The organism is Brachybacterium netajii (SeqCode), from assembly GCF_054114245.1.
In genome coordinates this window covers 21,836-37,682 of sequence record NZ_JBSYXB010000001.1, presented here as the reverse complement: position 1 = coordinate 37,682, position 15,847 = coordinate 21,836, and the positions used below count along the sequence as shown (strand labels likewise).

At 72.8% G+C, this 15,847-nt stretch carries 13 protein-coding genes and 1 riboswitch; of the genes, 7 read left to right on the top strand and 6 right to left on the bottom strand.

Going from position 1 to position 15,847, the window contains the following annotated elements; genetic code table 11:
• Positions 1–20 precede the first annotated feature (20 nt).
• Both thiC and ACXET9_RS00160 read right to left on the bottom strand, forming a co-directional pair.
• Positions 21–1,796: a phosphomethylpyrimidine synthase ThiC gene (thiC, locus tag ACXET9_RS00165; RefSeq protein ID WP_457883741.1), complete on the bottom strand. Its 1,776-nt coding sequence runs from the start codon at positions 1,794–1,796 to the stop codon at positions 21–23.
• A riboswitch (TPP riboswitch) is annotated at positions 1,791–1,900 on the bottom strand. (Overlaps the previous gene by 6 nt.)
• Before the next feature lie 109 nt (positions 1,901–2,009).
• Positions 2,010–2,348 (bottom strand): hypothetical protein, encoded by a 339-nt coding sequence (locus ACXET9_RS00160; protein ID WP_457883739.1) that lies wholly within the window; start codon positions 2,346–2,348, stop codon positions 2,010–2,012.
• Positions 2,349–2,425: 77 nt separating this feature from the next.
• Between ACXET9_RS00160 and ACXET9_RS00155 the strand changes: the two genes are divergently transcribed.
• The 3 genes from ACXET9_RS00155 to ACXET9_RS00145 all read left to right on the top strand — a co-directional run bounded on the left by ACXET9_RS00155 (position 2,426) and on the right by ACXET9_RS00145 (position 4,529).
• Positions 2,426–3,349 carry an alpha/beta fold hydrolase gene (locus ACXET9_RS00155; protein ID WP_457883737.1) on the top strand — a complete coding sequence of 308 codons (924 nt, stop codon included), beginning with the start codon at positions 2,426–2,428 and terminating at the stop codon, positions 3,347–3,349.
• A complete protein-coding gene (locus ACXET9_RS00150; RefSeq protein ID WP_457883736.1) occupies positions 3,346–3,915 on the top strand; it encodes a LysR family transcriptional regulator substrate-binding protein in 570 nt (189 codons plus the stop codon). Before ACXET9_RS00155 ends, ACXET9_RS00150 begins: the two co-directional genes overlap by 4 nt.
• A 98-nt stretch (positions 3,916–4,013) precedes the next feature.
• Positions 4,014–4,529 carry an S-ribosylhomocysteine lyase gene (locus ACXET9_RS00145; RefSeq protein ID WP_457883734.1) on the top strand — a complete coding sequence of 172 codons (516 nt, stop codon included), beginning with the start codon at positions 4,014–4,016 and terminating at the stop codon, positions 4,527–4,529.
• A gap of 79 nt (positions 4,530–4,608) precedes the next feature.
• Here ACXET9_RS00145 and malQ read toward each other — a convergent pair whose 3' ends face one another.
• On the bottom strand, positions 4,609–6,729 hold the full coding sequence (gene malQ, locus ACXET9_RS00140; RefSeq protein WP_457883732.1) for a 4-alpha-glucanotransferase: 2,121 nt from the start codon (positions 6,727–6,729) through the stop codon (positions 4,609–4,611).
• 69 nt (positions 6,730–6,798) lie between these two features.
• A complete protein-coding gene (locus ACXET9_RS00135; protein WP_457883731.1) occupies positions 6,799–9,531 on the bottom strand; it encodes a dolichyl-phosphate-mannose--protein mannosyltransferase in 2,733 nt (910 codons plus the stop codon).
• 76 nt (positions 9,532–9,607) lie between these two features.
• Between ACXET9_RS00135 and rsmI the strand changes: the two genes are divergently transcribed.
• The gene (gene rsmI, locus ACXET9_RS00130; RefSeq protein ID WP_457883730.1) at positions 9,608–10,462 is read left to right on the top strand and encodes a 16S rRNA (cytidine(1402)-2'-O)-methyltransferase; all 855 of its coding nucleotides are present in this window, start codon (positions 9,608–9,610) and stop codon (positions 10,460–10,462) included.
• 205 nt (positions 10,463–10,667) lie between these two features.
• On the opposite strand, the gene rpmF is transcribed toward rsmI, so the two are convergent.
• Entirely contained in the window at positions 10,668–10,838 is a 171-nt protein-coding gene (gene rpmF, locus ACXET9_RS00125) for a 50S ribosomal protein L32 (protein WP_457883728.1), read from the bottom strand.
• 249 nt (positions 10,839–11,087) lie between these two features.
• Between rpmF and ACXET9_RS00120 the strand changes: the two genes are divergently transcribed.
• Genes ACXET9_RS00120 through ACXET9_RS00110 form a run of 3 tightly spaced genes read left to right on the top strand, consistent with a single transcriptional unit; the run spans position 11,088 to position 13,962 of the window.
• Positions 11,088–12,098, top strand: coding sequence for a TatD family hydrolase (locus ACXET9_RS00120; protein WP_457883726.1), 1,011 nt, complete (start codon positions 11,088–11,090; stop codon positions 12,096–12,098).
• Positions 12,095–13,039: a 16S rRNA (adenine(1518)-N(6)/adenine(1519)-N(6))-dimethyltransferase RsmA gene (gene rsmA, locus ACXET9_RS00115; RefSeq protein WP_457883724.1), complete on the top strand. Its 945-nt coding sequence runs from the start codon at positions 12,095–12,097 to the stop codon at positions 13,037–13,039. Before ACXET9_RS00120 ends, rsmA begins: the two co-directional genes overlap by 4 nt.
• On the top strand, positions 13,036–13,962 hold the full coding sequence (locus tag ACXET9_RS00110) for a 4-(cytidine 5'-diphospho)-2-C-methyl-D-erythritol kinase (RefSeq protein ID WP_457883722.1): 927 nt from the start codon (positions 13,036–13,038) through the stop codon (positions 13,960–13,962). Before rsmA ends, ACXET9_RS00110 begins: the two co-directional genes overlap by 4 nt.
• A gap of 33 nt (positions 13,963–13,995) precedes the next feature.
• Here ACXET9_RS00110 and ACXET9_RS00105 read toward each other — a convergent pair whose 3' ends face one another.
• Entirely contained in the window at positions 13,996–15,804 is a 1,809-nt protein-coding gene (locus ACXET9_RS00105; protein ID WP_457883720.1) for an ABC-F family ATP-binding cassette domain-containing protein, read from the bottom strand.
• Between the last annotated feature and the right edge of the window lie 43 nt (positions 15,805–15,847).

The following is a 15,847-nucleotide window of genomic DNA, read 5'->3' as shown; positions in this document are numbered from 1 at the left end:
TCGCTCCGGTCACGATCGGGTCACGACGCGGGTCGGGGAGTGCTCGCATCGCCCCCGACGACCGTCGGATCCGGCAGGTAGATCGCTCCGCCCTGCGCGGCGAAGGCGCGGCTGCGCTCCTGCATCCCGGCGATCGCCACCTGTGCCTCCGCGCTGCCGTAGGCGTCGCGGATGTCCTGCGAGATGCGCATCGAGCAGAACTTCGGACCGCACATCGAGCAGAAGTGCGCTGTCTTCGCGGGCTCCGCCGGCAGCGTCTCGTCATGGAACGACTCGGCCGTCTCCGGGTCCAGCCCCAGCGCGAACTGATCGCGCCAGCGGAACTCGAAGCGGGCCTTCGACAGCGCCGCATCCCGTGCGGCCGCCCCCGGATGCCCCTTGGCGATGTCCGCGGCATGCGCGGCGATCTTGTAGGTGATCACCCCGGCGCGCACATCCTCCCGATCCGGCAGGCCCAGATGCTCCTTCGGCGTGACGTAGCAGAGCATCGCCGTGCCGTAGCGGGCGATCTCCGTCGCCCCGATCGCCGAGGTGATGTGGTCGTAGCCCGGAGCGATGTCCGTGACCAGCGGGCCCAGCGTGTAGAAGGGGGCGCCCGAGCACAGCTCCTGCTGGCGCTCGACGTTCTCCCGCACCATGTGCAGCGGCACGTGCCCGGGACCCTCGACCATCACCTGCACGTCGTGCTCCCAGGCCCGATGGGTGAGCTCGGCGAGGGTGTCGAGCTCCGCGAACTGGGCGGCGTCGTTCGCATCGGCGAGGGAGCCGGGCCGCAGCCCGTCCCCGAGCGAGAACGCGACGTCGTAGCGGGCGAAGATCTCGCACAGCTCGTCGAAGTGCGTGTACAGGAAGTTCTCCTGATGATGCGCGAGGCACCAGCCCGCCATGATCGAGCCGCCGCGCGAGACGATCCCCGTCACCCGGTCCGCCGTCAGCGGCACGTACCGCAGCAGCACCCCCGCATGGACGGTCATGTAGTCCACGCCCTGCTCGCACTGCTCGATGACGGTGTCCCGGTAGATCTCCCAGGTCAGCGCCGAGGCGTCGCCGTCGACCTTCTCCAGCGCCTGGTAGATCGGGACCGTGCCGATGGGGATCGGCGCATTGCGGATCACCCATTCGCGGGTGGTGTGGATGTCGTCGCCCGTGGACAGGTCCATCAGCGTGTCCGCGCCCCAGCGGGACGCCCACTGCAGCTTCTCGACCTCCTCCGCGATCGAGCTCGTGACCGCCGAGTTGCCGATGTTCGCGTTGATCTTCACCAGGAACGCCCGGCCGATGATCATCGGCTCGGACTCCGGGTGGTTGACGTTCGCCGGGATGATCGCGCGCCCCGCAGCGACCTCGGAGCGCACCAGTTCCACGTCGCAGCCCTCACGCAGCGCCACGAACCGCATCTCCGGGGTGATCACCCCGCGCCTCGCATAGTGCATCTGCGTGACGGTCCGTCCCGGGAGCGCTCGCCGGGGGACCGGACGACGGCCCTTCCACTGCTGCGACGGGGCACCGCGGCGCACGGCCGAACGGCCGTCGTCGGCGAGGCGACGCCCGCGGCCCGCATGCTCCTCGGTGTCGCCGCGCTCGAGGATCCACGGGGTGCGCATCGGCGCGAGCCCCTCCTCGGGGACGCTCCCGGGACCCGCCGTCCGGTACACCGTGACGGGGTCGTTGGGGACCTCGCCCGTGGGATCCAGATCGATGCGGGTGACGGGCACCCGGATCCCATGCTCGAGGTCCTCGAGATGGTCCAGGGCATGCGAGGGATACTGCTCGGACAGGGGGGAGCGCACAGTCATCTGCGGCCTCTCTTCCTACGCCGGTGCTAACCGGATCAGGTTCGACGGTTCCGAGCGGCTCAGCCCGGTCTCAGCCCTCTGCCGAGGGCCCCCGTGGGGTCCCCGAATGTCTACCACACCGGGGCGCGGCGGTGCGCCGCGCGCTCGCCGACGAGGCTCGAGAGGCTTCCGACCTGGGCTTTCGGGCGAGGGGAGGGTCTGATCCGTGCGGGCTCAGCGCCAGGGGATCGGGCGGAACCGCCCTCCCGCCCCGCGCGTCAAGAGGATCGCGGAGGCGGGGGAGACGAACGCGGTGCCGCGCTCGAGATGATCGATCACCATGTGCAGCGCCTGCCGTGCGGCGTCGTCCTCGCGCCCGCCCGCGAGAGGGTCCACGAGGAAGCGCAGCACGATGCGTCCGACGCGCCGTCCGCCGACGAGAGGCGCCTCGACGTCCTTCCGCTCCACCAGGTGCAGGGAGCCGAGCGCGAGCGCGGCCTGCTCCATCACATCGGCCGGCGTCGCCCCCGGCTGCAGGTCGCCGATGGGCAGGTGCATGCGGTAGCTCGGCATCGGATCAATCTAACCGCGGCCGGTGACGGATGCGGTCACGGGGACGCGGGTTCCCCGTCGTCGCGCACAATGCTCGGGTGACCGCAGACACCGCCCTCGCGCACCGCCCCTCCGTCGACCGTCCCACCGTCGACCGTCCCTCCGGCGGCTCCGCCGCTGTCGGAGCCGCCGTCGTCGGGCCCGCCGCCGTCGTCCTCGTGCACGGCACGCGCCTCTCGCACTCGCAGTGGGACCTCCAGGCGCCCTCGCTGCGGATGGCCGGCTACGAGGTCGTGACGCCCGACCTCCCGGGCCACGGCGCGCGGCAGGACGAGACCTTCACCCTCGATGGAGCGATCGCGACCATCCGCGCGGCGATCGACGAGGCCGCGGCGCGCGTCGATCGCCGCGCGGAAGGCTCCGACGGCCCCGAGGGCTCCTACGGCTCCGCCGGCTCCGTCGGACACGACCTCGCGATGGCGCCGACGGTGCACCTGGTCGGCTCCTCCCTCGGCGGCTTCCTCGCCCTGCACGCCGCCGCCGAGGCGCCCGCCCGCCTCGCCTCGCTCACGCTGTGCGGCGCGGCGGTCCAGCCGACGCCCTCCGCCGCTCGCGCCTACGGGCACGCGATCATGCTCCTGGACCGCATGCCCGGGCATCGCGACGGCAGCGGCGGCCTGCTGCCGTTCCTGCTCGGCGACGCCGGCACCCGCGCGCTCGTCCGCGGCGGGCGGGCGAGCACGGCGGTGGTCGCCCCGGCGATGGAGGCGGTGGGCTCCCTCGACCTGCTCGCGGACCTGCATCGGGTCGAGGTCCCGGTCACCTGGCTGCACGGCCGCTTCGACCAGCTGCGGCTGCATGAGCGCCGCTTCGCAGCGGCCGCGGCCGACGGACGGCTGGAGACCCTCGCCTATGGCAGCCACCTGGTGAACCTCGCCGACGCCCGCCGCTTCACGCCGGATCTGCTGCGCGTCCTCGGCCGCGTCGGACCGGTGCCCGCGCCCCGTAGGCTGGGGGCATGACCCGTCCCATCCTGCGCGTCGGCTTCGTGCCCGGCGTCGAGCCCGACCGCTTCGCGCGCCGCTGGAAGACCGGCGGCCGCCGCGCCTGGCTCGAGCTCGTCCCTGTCCCCGCCTCCCGTCAGCGCGCCGCGCTCGACGAGGGCGAGGTCGACATGTGCTTCGTGCGGCTTCCGATCGACCCCGCGGGGACCGCCGCCCGCTCGGCCGACGACCTGCATGTCGTGGCGCTGTGGGAGGAGCGGGCCGCGGTCGTCGTCGGCGACGAGCACGTGCTCAGCCTCCTCGACGAGATTTCTGAGGAGGACCTCGTCGAGGAGACCGAGCTGCCGCAGACCGATCCGGACGACGCCGCCTCCCGCGTCGCCGTCGCGGCCAGCGGCGTCGGCTACGCCCGGATGCCGCTGTCGCTCGCGCGGCTGCACCACCGCAAGGACGCCGTGCACCGTCCCCTCGTCGACGCCGCGCCCACCCGGATCGCCCTCGTCTGGCCGCGGGATGCGGACGACGAGGACCGCCAGGAGTTCGTCGGCGTCGTGCGCGGACGCACCTCCCGATCGAGCCGCTGACCGGCCGCGCCGAGCCGACGACCGGCCGACCCGAGCGGCCGCGTGATCATCGAGACCATCCAGACCGTCCAGAGCACCGGAATCCCGAGGAGGGACCCATGACCGAGCAGACCCCCGACCAGACTGGCGAGCAGACCCCCGCGCAGCCTCAGCGCATGAACGTCGAGAGCTTCAACCTCGACCACCGCACCGTCGCCGCCCCGTACCTCCGCATCGCCGACCGCAAGGAGCTGCCGGGCGGGGACGTGCTGACGAAGTTCGACGTGCGCTTCACCCAGCCCAACGTCGCGCACCTGGAGTCGGAGACCGTCCATTCGCTCGAGCACATGATGGCCGAGCACATGCGCGAGCACTCCGACGTCGTCGTGGACGTCTCCCCGATGGGCTGCCGCACGGGGTTCTACGTGCTCCTCGTGGGCGACCACACCGCCGCCTCCTTCGCCCCCGTGCTCGAGGCGACGCTGCAGGACCTCCTCGCCGCCGACGAGGTCCCGGCCGCCAACGAGGTCCAGTGCGGCTGGGGCGCCCACCACACCCTCGAGGGCGCGCAGCAGGCCGCCCGCGAGTTCCTCGCCGCACGCGCGGAATGGGAGCAGGTCACCGCCGCCTCCTGACGGCCGCCTCCGACGGTCGCTCCTGGCGGCGGCCGTCCGCCGTCGTCGGCCGCCGACCGTCAGCCGCGGCCCTCCGCCGTCAGCCGCCGGCGAGGCTCTCGCGCACCGCGCCCAACAGGCGCGCGGTGCGCGCATCGGTCGCGAGATCGTCGACCCCGACCACGGCGCCGTCGGCATCGGCGAGCGGGATCCGCCAGTTCGGATACTCCTCGTCGGTGCCGGGCTGGTTCTGGATCCGCGCCTCGCCGACGCAGTCCACGAGCGAGACGCCCATGAGCAGCGACGGGGTGCGCGCGAGATGGCGGTGCAGGCCGATCACGGTCTCCTCGACATCGGGGTCCTCGCCGAGGAGGCCCTCGTCCCGCAGCGCCTGCAGCATGCGCTCGCGGGCCGCCTCGTCGGCGGCGAGCTCCTCGGCGAGGGGACGCTCGAGCAGGCCCAGCTCATGGCGGAGCCGCACGTGCACGCCGTCGAGATAGCCGGCCGTCGGCGGCAGATCGTGGGTGTTCACCGACGCCATGCACAGGCGGCGGTAGTGCTCGGGGGCGAGGGGGCCGCCGGAGCCGTCGTACTCGAACCAGAGGATCGAGGTGCCGAGGATCCCGCGATCCGTGAGATGGTCGCGGACCCACGGCTCGAAGGTCCCCAGATCCTCGCCGATGATGATCGTGCCCGAGCGCTGCGCCTCGAGGGCCAGGATCCCGACCATCGCCTCGTGGTCGTAGAAGACGTAGGCGCCGTCGGAGGCCTCATGGCCCTCGGGGATCCACCACAGGCGGAACAGGCCCAGCACATGGTCGATGCGCAGCGCCCCGGCATGGCGCATGAGCGAGCGCAGCATGTCCCGCCAGGGCCGATACGACGCCCGGCGCAGGCGCTCGGGGTGCCAGGGCGGCTGATGCCAGTTCTGCCCCTGCTGGTTGTACTGATCCGCGGGGGCGCCCACGCAGGCGCCCGCCGCGAGGACGTCCCGCAGCCGCCACGAGTCCGCACCGACCTGCTCCACGCCCACGGCCAGATCGTGCATGATCCCCACGCGCATCCCGGCCTCGAGGGCCGCGGCCTGCGCGCGCTCCAGCTGCTCGTCCAGCAGCCACTGCGTCCACACGTGGAACTCGATCCGATCGGCGAGCTCCGTGCGCGCCTGCTCGACGACATGCTCGTCGAGATGCTCCAGCAGGGCGTCATCGGTGCCGCGCACGCGCTCGGCGATCGCCGACCACAGGGCGAAGTCCTCCAGGCCCTGCCCCTCGCGGCGACGGTAGGCGTCCAGCAGCGCCTGCCGGCCCGCGGTGCGGGGCACGGCGAAGAGCTCCTCGAGCGCCGCCCGCTTCGCGGTGAGCACGTCATCGCGCTCGAGACGATCCGTGCGCGTGTTCCAGGGTGAGACCCCCTCGCGCAGCAGGGCGACGCGCTGCCGGGCGAACTCGGGGAGGTCGCGGTACTCGGGGACGTCCTCGACGCGGAGGTAGAGCGCGCTCACGAACCGCCGTGTGACCGGGAGATAGGGCGAGGGCTCCATCGGCGGCGTCGGATAGGAGGCATGCAGGGGGTTCACCAGCAGGAAGTCCGCGCCGTGGCGGGCGGCCGTGATCGCGGCGATGTCGCCCATGTCCCCGAGATCGCCGATGCCCCAGGAGCGCTCGGAGCGGATCGAGTACAGCTGCGCCTGCAGGCCGAAGGCGCGTCGGGCGCCGAGGGCGTCGGCCGTGGTGACTCGGGAGGGGGTGACGACGACGTCGGCGGACTCCTCGGCGCCTGCGGTGCGGGCGACGACGAGATGCCAGCCGAGCGGCAGTCCGGGCGGGAGGGCGAAGCGGGCCCGGCCGCGCGGGCGACCGTCGAGGTCGAAGGGCGGGGTGAAGTCGTCGACCTGCTGCAGGTCGACGAGGGCACCGTCCTCGAGGCGCAGATGCACGGACACCGGGGTGCCGTGGTCCACGTGCACGGCGATCGAGCCGCCCTGGTCCTCGCGCAGGACGGTCACCGGCGGGAGCGTGCGCTCCCAGGGCTCCCGCTCGCGCTCGGCCCGCAGTCGGAGGATGTCGTCATCGGTGGAGACGGGGGCGCCCAGCGCCTCGAGCACGCGTCGCAGCGTGCCGTCCTCGACCTGCTGGCGCGTCCCATCCCACCCCCAGAAGTCGGTGCCGATGCCGAGCTCGGCGGAGAACTCGCGCAGCAGGGAGGAGGTCAGTGCCATGGCGCCATCGTAGTGAGATGAGGCACTCTGTCCAGGGAGGCGCTGCCCGTCGGACGCGGTCGCGTCGGATCAGGTCCAGGAGGGGAGCCACATCCTCCAGCGCCACTGCTCGAAGTCGATCACCTGACCCGTCCAGATCGGCCAGAAGAACGCCGAGACCAGGATGATGAGGACCAGCAGCGAGCCCGCGAAGAGCCCGCCCGCCAGCCGCCGATCGCGGTCCGACCGGCGAGGCCCGATGATCAGGGCGAGCACGTACGCGAGGCACAGCACGACCCACGGCTCGAACACCACCGCGTAGAAGGTGAAGATCGTGCGGTCCATGTACATCAGCCACGGCAGGTAGCCCCCGGCGATGCCCGCGAGCGCGGCCCAGCAGCGGCCGTCGCGCCAGACGATCCCGATCACCAGCACGACGAGCACGGCGAGGGTCCCGAGCCACCAGATCAGCGGATTGCCGACGGCCAGGATGTGGGAGGAGCACTTGGCGACCTGGCAGCCGTGCTCCCCGTACTCGTAGGAGCGGTAGTAGAAGTTCGTGGGCCGGATCATCAGCAGCCAGCCCAGCGGGTTCGCCTGGTACGGATGCGGCGAGTCGAGGCCGACGTGGAAGGCGTAGGCCTGCTGGTGGTAATGCCACAGCGACCACAGGGCGTCCAGCGGGGCGAAGCCCGTGCCGCCGCCGTCCTGGGAGACCGCCCAGTTGCGGTAGTAGCCCTTCGAGGTGGCGAACCAGCCGCTCCACGAGGCGAGGTAGGTCAGCAGCGCCGTGCCGACCGTCGCGAAGAACGCGGGGATGGCATCGCGCACGAGACCGGCGAGCCACCATCGCTTCTCGCCCGCGGCGCGCCGCGCCCACCAGTCCCAGAGCACCGTCATGATCCCGAAGACCGCGAGGAAGTACAGCCCCGACCACTTCACCGAGCACGACATCCCCAGCAGCACGCCCGCGAGGATCCGCCAGGGCCGCCAGCCGCCGGAGACCCCCCACGGGTCGCCCGGCAGTCCGGCTGCATGCAGGCGTGCGGTCTCGACGGCCAGGCGCTCCCGGAAGCGGTCGCGGTCGATCAGCAGCGCCCCGAACCCGGCCAGCGCGAAGAACATCAGGATCAGATCCAGCAGGCTCGTGCGCGAGTGCACGAGGTGCATCCCGTCGATCGCCAGCAGCAGTCCGGCGATGGCTCCGGCGATCGTCGAGCGGAAGAGGCGCCGGCCGATCCGCACGATCATCAGCACGCTGAGGGACCCCAGCAGGGCGACGGAGATGCGCCAGCCCCACGGATTGTCGGCGCCGAGCGCCGTCATCCCCAGGGAGATGACCCATTTGCCGAGCGGCGGATGGACCACGTACGAGCCGGTGTCCAGATAGCTGTCGACGTCCCCGGCCTCGAAGGCCTCATCGGGCTCGTCGGGCCAGTCCATCTCCACGCCGTTCTGGGAGATCGTGTAGGCGTCCTTGACGTAATAGGTCTCGTCGAAGATCAGCTCGTCGATCGTCCCGAGCCCCCACAGGCGCAGCACGAGCGCGAGGCCGAACAGCCCCATGGTCAGCGCCCAGGAGATCCGAGAGAAGGGCATGTCGAAGGTCTTCAGCCGACGACGGAGCGACGCCAGGACGGCCTCCGGCTCACGATCGTCCGTCGCTGTCGCTGTCGCTGTCGCTGCTGCCGTCGGCTGCGATGCGGGGGCGTCGGCCGACGCGGCAGGAGCCTCAGGAGCGGCGGGCGCAGACGTCGCGTCGGAGGCGGCCGACGCGGCGACGGCAGGTGCATCGGGTGCGGCAGGCGGTTCGTCGCTGTCGACTCCTCGGCCGCCGTCGTCGTCGCTCTCGAGCATGACGACGGCGCTGGGCTCGGCCTCCCCATCGTCCTCGGCATCCCCGTCGGTGTCGGCATCGGCATCGACGACGGGCTCAGTCTCGGTCTCGACTTCCGCTTCAGCCTCTGGAGTCACGGTGCCCTCAGGACCGGCATCCGCGGCCTCGGTCGCCTCATCGTCGTCCGCGACGGCGCCTGCCCCTTGCGCATCAGAGTTCTCGGTGTCGTGCGGGGCCGCCGACGCGTCATCGCCGTCCTCCGCGGGGAGGACTTCCTCCTCTTCGGCGTCAGCCTCCGATGAAGCGTCAGCGGCGGGCTCGGCATCGGCGGGCTCGGCATCAGCGGACTCGACGTCAGCGGGCTCGGAGTCAGGGGCCGGTTCGGAGGCGGGCTCGGTGAGCTCCTCCGCTTGCGTCGCGGAGGCCGCGGGCATCTCGGGCTCCGGTTCCGGCTCCGGCTCCGGTTCCACCTCCGGCTCGGGTCCGGCGGCGGGCTGGGGCTCGACAGCAGGCTCGAGCTCGACCTCAGGTCGTGCCTCCGAGACCGATGCTGAGATGTCCTCAGCTGCCGGAGCGTCGACGCTCGGCACCTCGTCGGTCTCTTCGGCGATCTCGGCTGCCGTCTCGTCGTCGGCCGCGTCAGCGGGATCCGACTCCACGGTCTCGCGATGGTCCGCGTCCGCGTCCGTGTCGGAGTCCGTGCGCTGCGCATCGGCGATCTCGATGTCATCCGCGGACTCCGGCGCGACGGTGTCCTCGTCCTCGGGGACGGCATCGGCCTCCGCCTCTGCCGGTGCGTTGGCTTCACGCTCAGGCTCAGGCTCAGGCGCGGGCACTGCCTGCGCGTCGGGCTCCGGATCGGTCGTCGTCTCCGGAGAGGCGGGGCGCGAGGAGACGGGATCGGGCGCCGGATCCGCTGCGGTCGCCGCCTCCGACGAGTCGTCGGGATCGGCGGGCTGAGGGGAGTCCGGGTCCGTCGTCTGCACTCGGACATGCTAGGACATCCCAGCCTGCGGCCGGTCCCCGGTGCGGTCGGGAGGGACGGTCGTGCGGGGACCTAGCATGGGGAGCATGCTCGAACCCGGAGTCCTCACCCTCGCCGCCACGCCCATCGGCAATCCGCTGGACGCCTCCGTGCGTCTGATGCGTGCCCTCGCCGAGGCGGATCTGATCGCCGCGGAGGACACCCGTCGGCTCGCGCGGCTGGCCGCAGCCCTCGAGGTCGAGGTGACCGCGAGCGTCATGTCGTACCACGAGCACAACGAGGCCGATCGGACCGGGCGGCTCCTGGATGCGCTCGAGCAGGGGCAGCGGGTGCTGATCGTGACGGATGCCGGCATGCCGGTCGTCTCCGATCCCGGCTTCCGGGCGGTCCGCGCCGCCGCCGACGCGGGCTTCACGGTCACCGTCATCCCCGGCCCGTCGGCCGTGCTGACGGCGCTCGCCGCATCGGGGATCGCTCCCGACCGCTTCACCTTCGAGGGCTTCCCCCCGCGGCGCGAGGGGCGTCGGTCCACGGCGCTCGAGCCGCTCGCCGAGGAGACGCGGACCATGGTCTTCTTCGAATCCCCTCGTCGGACTGCCGCGACGCTCGAGGCGATGGCGGAGGCCTTCGGGCCGGATCGCCGGGCGGCGCTGTGCCGAGAGCTGACCAAGACCTACGAGCAGGTCCTGCGGGGAACCCTCGCCCAGCTCGCCGCGCATGCGGCGGAGAACGAGGTGCTGGGCGAGGTCGTCCTCGTCGTCGCCGGCGCGGAGCGGCGCCGGATGTCGGCCGAGGATCTCGTCCCCGCCGTCCTGGTGCGCGCCGAGGCGGGGGAGCGGCTGAAGGATGCGGCCAAGGTCGTCGCCGCATCCGCTGACGGCATCAGCTCCCGCGAGCTCTACGACCTGGCCCTCGCCGCACGGAAGGGCTGAGCGGAAGGCCTCAGCGGCAGCGCTGAGCGGAAGGGACGGGCGGTCCCGTCGCGCCGTGCCGGAGGGTTCGGGGCCGGCGCGATGGACACCGGTCGGGCCCCGGGGGCCAGGGTGCGGGGCATGCGCCGGATGCAGAGAGGGCCCCGACCGCGAACGGTCGGGGCCCTCTCCGGGGTATCAGCGGGCCGAGGCCCGATGGACGACCTCAGTCGTCGATCTGCAGCAGGCCGCGCTGGTACGCCTTGGCCAGGCGACGCGGCACCGCTGCGGTGCGGCCGCGCACGGTCACCTGGACCAGGTCGGCGTTGTTCGCCTTCCACTGCGCGCGGCGGGACCGGGTGCGGCCCCGGGACATCTTGAACTTGGGCACTGCCATGGGAACGCTCCTTGACGGTCCGGAGATGAACTGACGTCGGCGCCGACCACCGAGCTGCGACCCGGACCCTCCTCGAGAAGAGGCGGGGCGCTCGGGGCACGGAGGTGCGCGCGACGACACTCAATACTGCCACGGGGCCACGGAATCCGCGACATCGGTCCAGGTGACGTGCGACACCGTCGGGCGGTGGAGGGGTGACGGAGGGGCGGTGCGGCGAGGGGCCGGGCTCGATCCTCCTACGATGGGCCCATGCCGTCATCCACGCCAGAGAGCCGCCCTGCCACCGGCGCGCCGCCGCAGCCCGGAGCCCCCGTCCCGTCCGGGGCGCCGGAGCCCGTCCGCGATCGCGACGCCGTCGACCCGCGGGGGCGCAAGCGCGACCGCTCCTGGCCCCCGGCCCCGGAGCCGCTGCCGTTCCCGGTGATCGACAACCACTGCCATCTGGACTTCTCCGACGGCGACGAGCGGCTCGACGTCCACGACCACGTGCGGCTCGCGCAGGCGGCCGGCATCGACGCGATGATCACGATCGGCTCGGATCGCGAGGCGGTGCGCTGGACCTCCGCGCTGCTGTCCTCACCGGACTGCCCGCCGCAGCTGCGCGGCGGCGTCGCCGTGCACCCCAACGAGGCGGCGCTGCACGCCCGTGGCACCGACCATGAGGGCCGCCCCCTGATCCCGCTCGACGACGCGATCGCCGAGGTCTCCGACGCGCTGCGGGGGCCCGGCATGGTGGTCGTCGGCGAGACCGGTCTGGACTGGTTCCGCACCTCCCGCGACGACGAGCGGGCGCACGCCGCCCAGGTGGTCTCCTTCCGCGCGCACATCGCGCTCGCCAAGGAGCTCGGCCTGCCGATGCAGATCCACGACCGGGATGCGCATCGCGACGTCCTCGACGTCCTCGACGCCGACGGCGCTCCCGAGCGCACCGTGCTGCACTGCTTCTCCGGCGACGTCGAGTTCGCGCGCGCCTGCGTCGAGCGCGGCTTCTACCTGTCCTTCGCAGGCACGGTCACGTTCAAGAACTCCCAGGGCCTGCGCGAAGCCCTCGCCGACGTCGGCCTCGGGCGGGTCCTCGTCGAGACGGATGCGCCGTTCCTCACCCCCGCGCCCTACCGCGGGCGCCCCAACTCCTCCTATCTGATCCCGCTGACGATGGCCACGATCGCGGAGACCACGGGAACCGGCCTCGAGGAGGCGTGCCGCACCGTGCGCGCCACCACCGACGAGGTCTACGGACGGATCGGGGCAGCCGCATGAGCGCCGAGGACGGCATGCTGCTCACCGCCCGGGACATCCGCGAGCTCGCCGAGGCCGCTGGCATCCGGCCCTCGAAGCAGCGCGGGCAGAACTTCGTGATGGACCCCAACACCGTGCGCCTCATCGTCGAGCGCGCCCGCGTCGCGCCCGGCCAGGCTGTGCTCGAGGTCGGCCCCGGACTCGGATCGCTGACCCTGGGTCTGCTCGAGGCCGGCGCCGACGTCGCGGCGATCGAGCTCGACCGCGGGCTCGCGGCCCTGCTCCCGCTGACGCTGCGCGCACGCGGCGTCGAGGACGACCGCTTCCGCCTCGTCCACGCCGATGCCCTGCAGGTCACCGAGCTGCCGGAGCTTCCGCGCGCGGGCACCCCCACGGCGCTGGTCGCGAACCTGCCCTACAACGTCGCCACGCCGATCCTGCTGACGGCGCTGCAGCGCTTCCCCTCCCTGCGCTCCGCCCTCGTGATGGTGCAGTCGGAGGTCGTGGACCGCCTCGCCGCGGGACCGGGCTCGCGCACCTACGGGGCGCCGAGCGTGAAGACCGCCTGGTACGGCACCGTCGAGCATGCCGGCCGGATCTCCCGGCAGATCTTCTGGCCCGTGCCCAACGTGGACTCGGCGCTCGTCCGCCTGGTCCGCCATGAGCGGCCGCTGGGCGACGACGCCGAGCGGGAGCGGGTCTTCGCGATCGTCGACGCGGCCTTCGCGCAGCGCCGCAAGACCCTGCGGGCCGCCCTGGGGAGCTGGGCAGGAACCCCCGCGCGCGCCGAGGAGATCCTGCGCTCCGCGGGGATCGACCCGTCGGCCCGCGGGGAGCGCCTGGGCATCGACGAGTTCCGGGCGATCGCCCGGGCCGCCGCCGACGCCCCCGCCGTCGACTCTGTCGCCGTCGACGCCCCTGCGGCCGACGACGCCTCCGCCGCCGAGGACGGGGAGCGATGAGCGGCGCCCCGCACCGCGCGGTGGTGCGCGCCCCGGGGAAGATCAACCTGTCGCTGGCCGTCGGCGCCGTCGACGAGCGCGGCTACCACGAGCTCGCGACCGTCTTCCATGCGGTGCACCTGTTCGAGACCGTGACCGCGGTCGCCGCCGACGAGCTCTCCCTGACGATCGACTCCGAGGTCCCCGGGGACATCCCCACCGACGGCACCAACCTCGCGCTGAAGGCGGCGCGCCTCCTCCAGGAGCGCGCCGGGATCGAGCGCGGTGCCGCCCTGCACATCCACAAGCAGGTGCCGGTCGCCGGCGGCATGGGCGGGGGCTCGGCCGACGCCGCGGCGACGCTCGTCGCCCTCAACCACCTGTGGGAGCTGGGCATCCCGCCGGAGCGGCTGCGCGCGCTCGGCGGTCTCCTCGGAGCCGACGTGCCCTTCGCGATGCTCGGTCGCACCGCGCTCGGTCGCGGCACCGGCACCGAGCTCACCCGCATCCTCACCGACGGGGACTGGTACTGGCTGCTGGCGGTGCCGGGCGGGCATCTGTCCACCCCGGCGGTGTACCGGCGCCACGACGAGCTCGCCGCCGCCCGCGGCCGGGAGCTCCCGCGCGTCCCGCAGATCGACCCGCGGCAGATCGAGGCCCTCGCCAGCGGCGACCTCGAGCTGCTGGGGCGGACGCTGCGCAACGACCTGCAGACCGCGGCGTGCGCGCTGCATCCGGGCCTCGAGCCGGTGCTCGAGACCTCGCTCGGCGCCGGGGTCTGGGGCGCGATGGTCTCCGGATCGGGTCCGACGATCGCCGTGCTGGTGGGCGACGAGGCCAAGGGCCTCACCCTCACCGAGGACCTGATGGACCTCGGGCGCGTCGAGCAGTGCCATCTCGTGAAGGGCTCCGCCCCGGGCGCGACGGTCCTCGAGCTCGCCTGAGTCCTGCCCGAGCCGGTTCGAGGCCGGCTCAGCTCACTCCGCGAGCTCCATCGCCTCGTACCAGCGGGCCTCGAGCTCGCCGAGCTCGACCTCCTGCGCGGAGATGCGCTTCATCTCCTCGGCGAGGCCGGCGTAGTCGGAGGGATCGTGGTCCGCGAGCGCCGCCTTGGCGCGGTCGATGCTCTGCTGCATGCGCTCGACCCGGCGCTCGAGGGAGGCGACCTCCTTCTGCGCGGCCCGGCGCTCGGCGCCCGTCGGGCCCGACGCACCCGAGCCGGAGGCGCCGTCGGCCCCGGAGGCCCGATCCGACGATCCGGCGGATCCGCCGGCGGCCGACGGCGATGCGGCCCGCAGCCGCAGGTACTCGTCGATCCCGCCGGGCAGATGGCGGACATGGCCCTCGAGCACGGCGTACTGGACGTCGGTGACGCGCTCGAGCAGGTAGCGGTCGTGGGAGACGACGATGAGCGGCCCGGGCCAGGTGTCCAGCAGGTCCTCCATGGCCGCGAGCATGTCGGTGTCCATGTCGTTGGTGGGCTCGTCGAGCACCAGGATGTTGGGCTCCTCCAGCAGCGTCAGCAGGAGGTCCAGGCGTCGCTGCTGCCCGCCGGAGAGCGCCTTGACCTGGACCTTCTGATGCGCGGTCGTGAACCCGAGGCGCTCGAGCAGCTGCCCGGGGGAGACCTCGTCCTTGCCGGCCCGGAACGTCGTGCGGTAGCGGCCGACGATGTCGCTGATGCGCTCGTCCGTGTGCTCGGCCAGGCCGTCGAGGCGCTGCGACACCTGGCGGACGGTCACGGTCTTCCCGCGCTTGACGCGCCCGGAGCTCGGCAGGACGGTCCCCATGACCAGGCCCAGCAGGGTCGACTTCCCGGCGCCGTTGGGTCCGAGCACGCCGATGCGGTCGGCGGGGCCGATGTGCAGCGTGACGTCGCGCAGGACGGTGCGCTCCCCGTAGCCGGCATCGACGTCGAGGATGTCGATCACGTCGCGTCCGAGGCGGGAGGTCGCCAGCTGGGACAGCTCGACGGTGTCGCGGACCGGGGGCTCGTCGGCGATCAGCTCGTTGGCGGCGTCGATGCGGAACTTCGGCTTGGAGGTGCGGGCGGGGGCGCCGCGGCGCAGCCAGGCGAGCTCCTTGCGCATGAGGTTCTGGCGCTTGGCCTCGACGGCCGCCGCCTGCCGGTCGCGCTCGACCCGCTGCAGGACGTAGGCGGCGTACCCACCCTCGAAGGGCTCGACGATGCCGTCGTGGACCTCCCACATCCGCGTGCACACGGCGTCGAGGAACCAGCGGTCGTGGGTGATGACGACGAGCCCGCCGTCCTTGGCCCCCCAGCGTCGGCCGAGATGCTCGGCGAGCCACGCGATGCCCTCGACGTCGAGATGGTTGGTGGGCTCATCCAGCAGCAGCACGTCCCAGTCGCCGACCAGCAGCTCGGCGAGATGGACGCGCCGCAGCTGCCCGCCGGAGAGCGCCGTGAGCTGCTCGTCCAGGCCGATGCCGGCGAGGAGGCCCGCGAGCACATCGCGGATGCGGGCGTCCGACGCCCACTCGTGCTCGGGCCGGTCGCCGACGACGCGGTCGCGGACGCTCGCCCCGGGCGTCGCCGTGTCCTGCTGGGAGAGCACGCCGACGCGCACGTCCCCGCGCACGGTGACGCGGCCGGAGTCGGGTTCCTGCACCCGCGACAGCAGACGCAGGAGCGTCGACTTGCCGTCGCCGTTGCGGCCGACGACGCCGATGCGATCGCCCTCGTCGATGCCGAGGGTGATGTCGTCCAGCAGCACGCGATCCGGGAGCGCGACGTGAAGGGACTGGGTGCCGAGCAGGTGGGCCATGCGGGTGGGTCCTCCGAAGGACGGGACGGTGCGGGCGGATGAG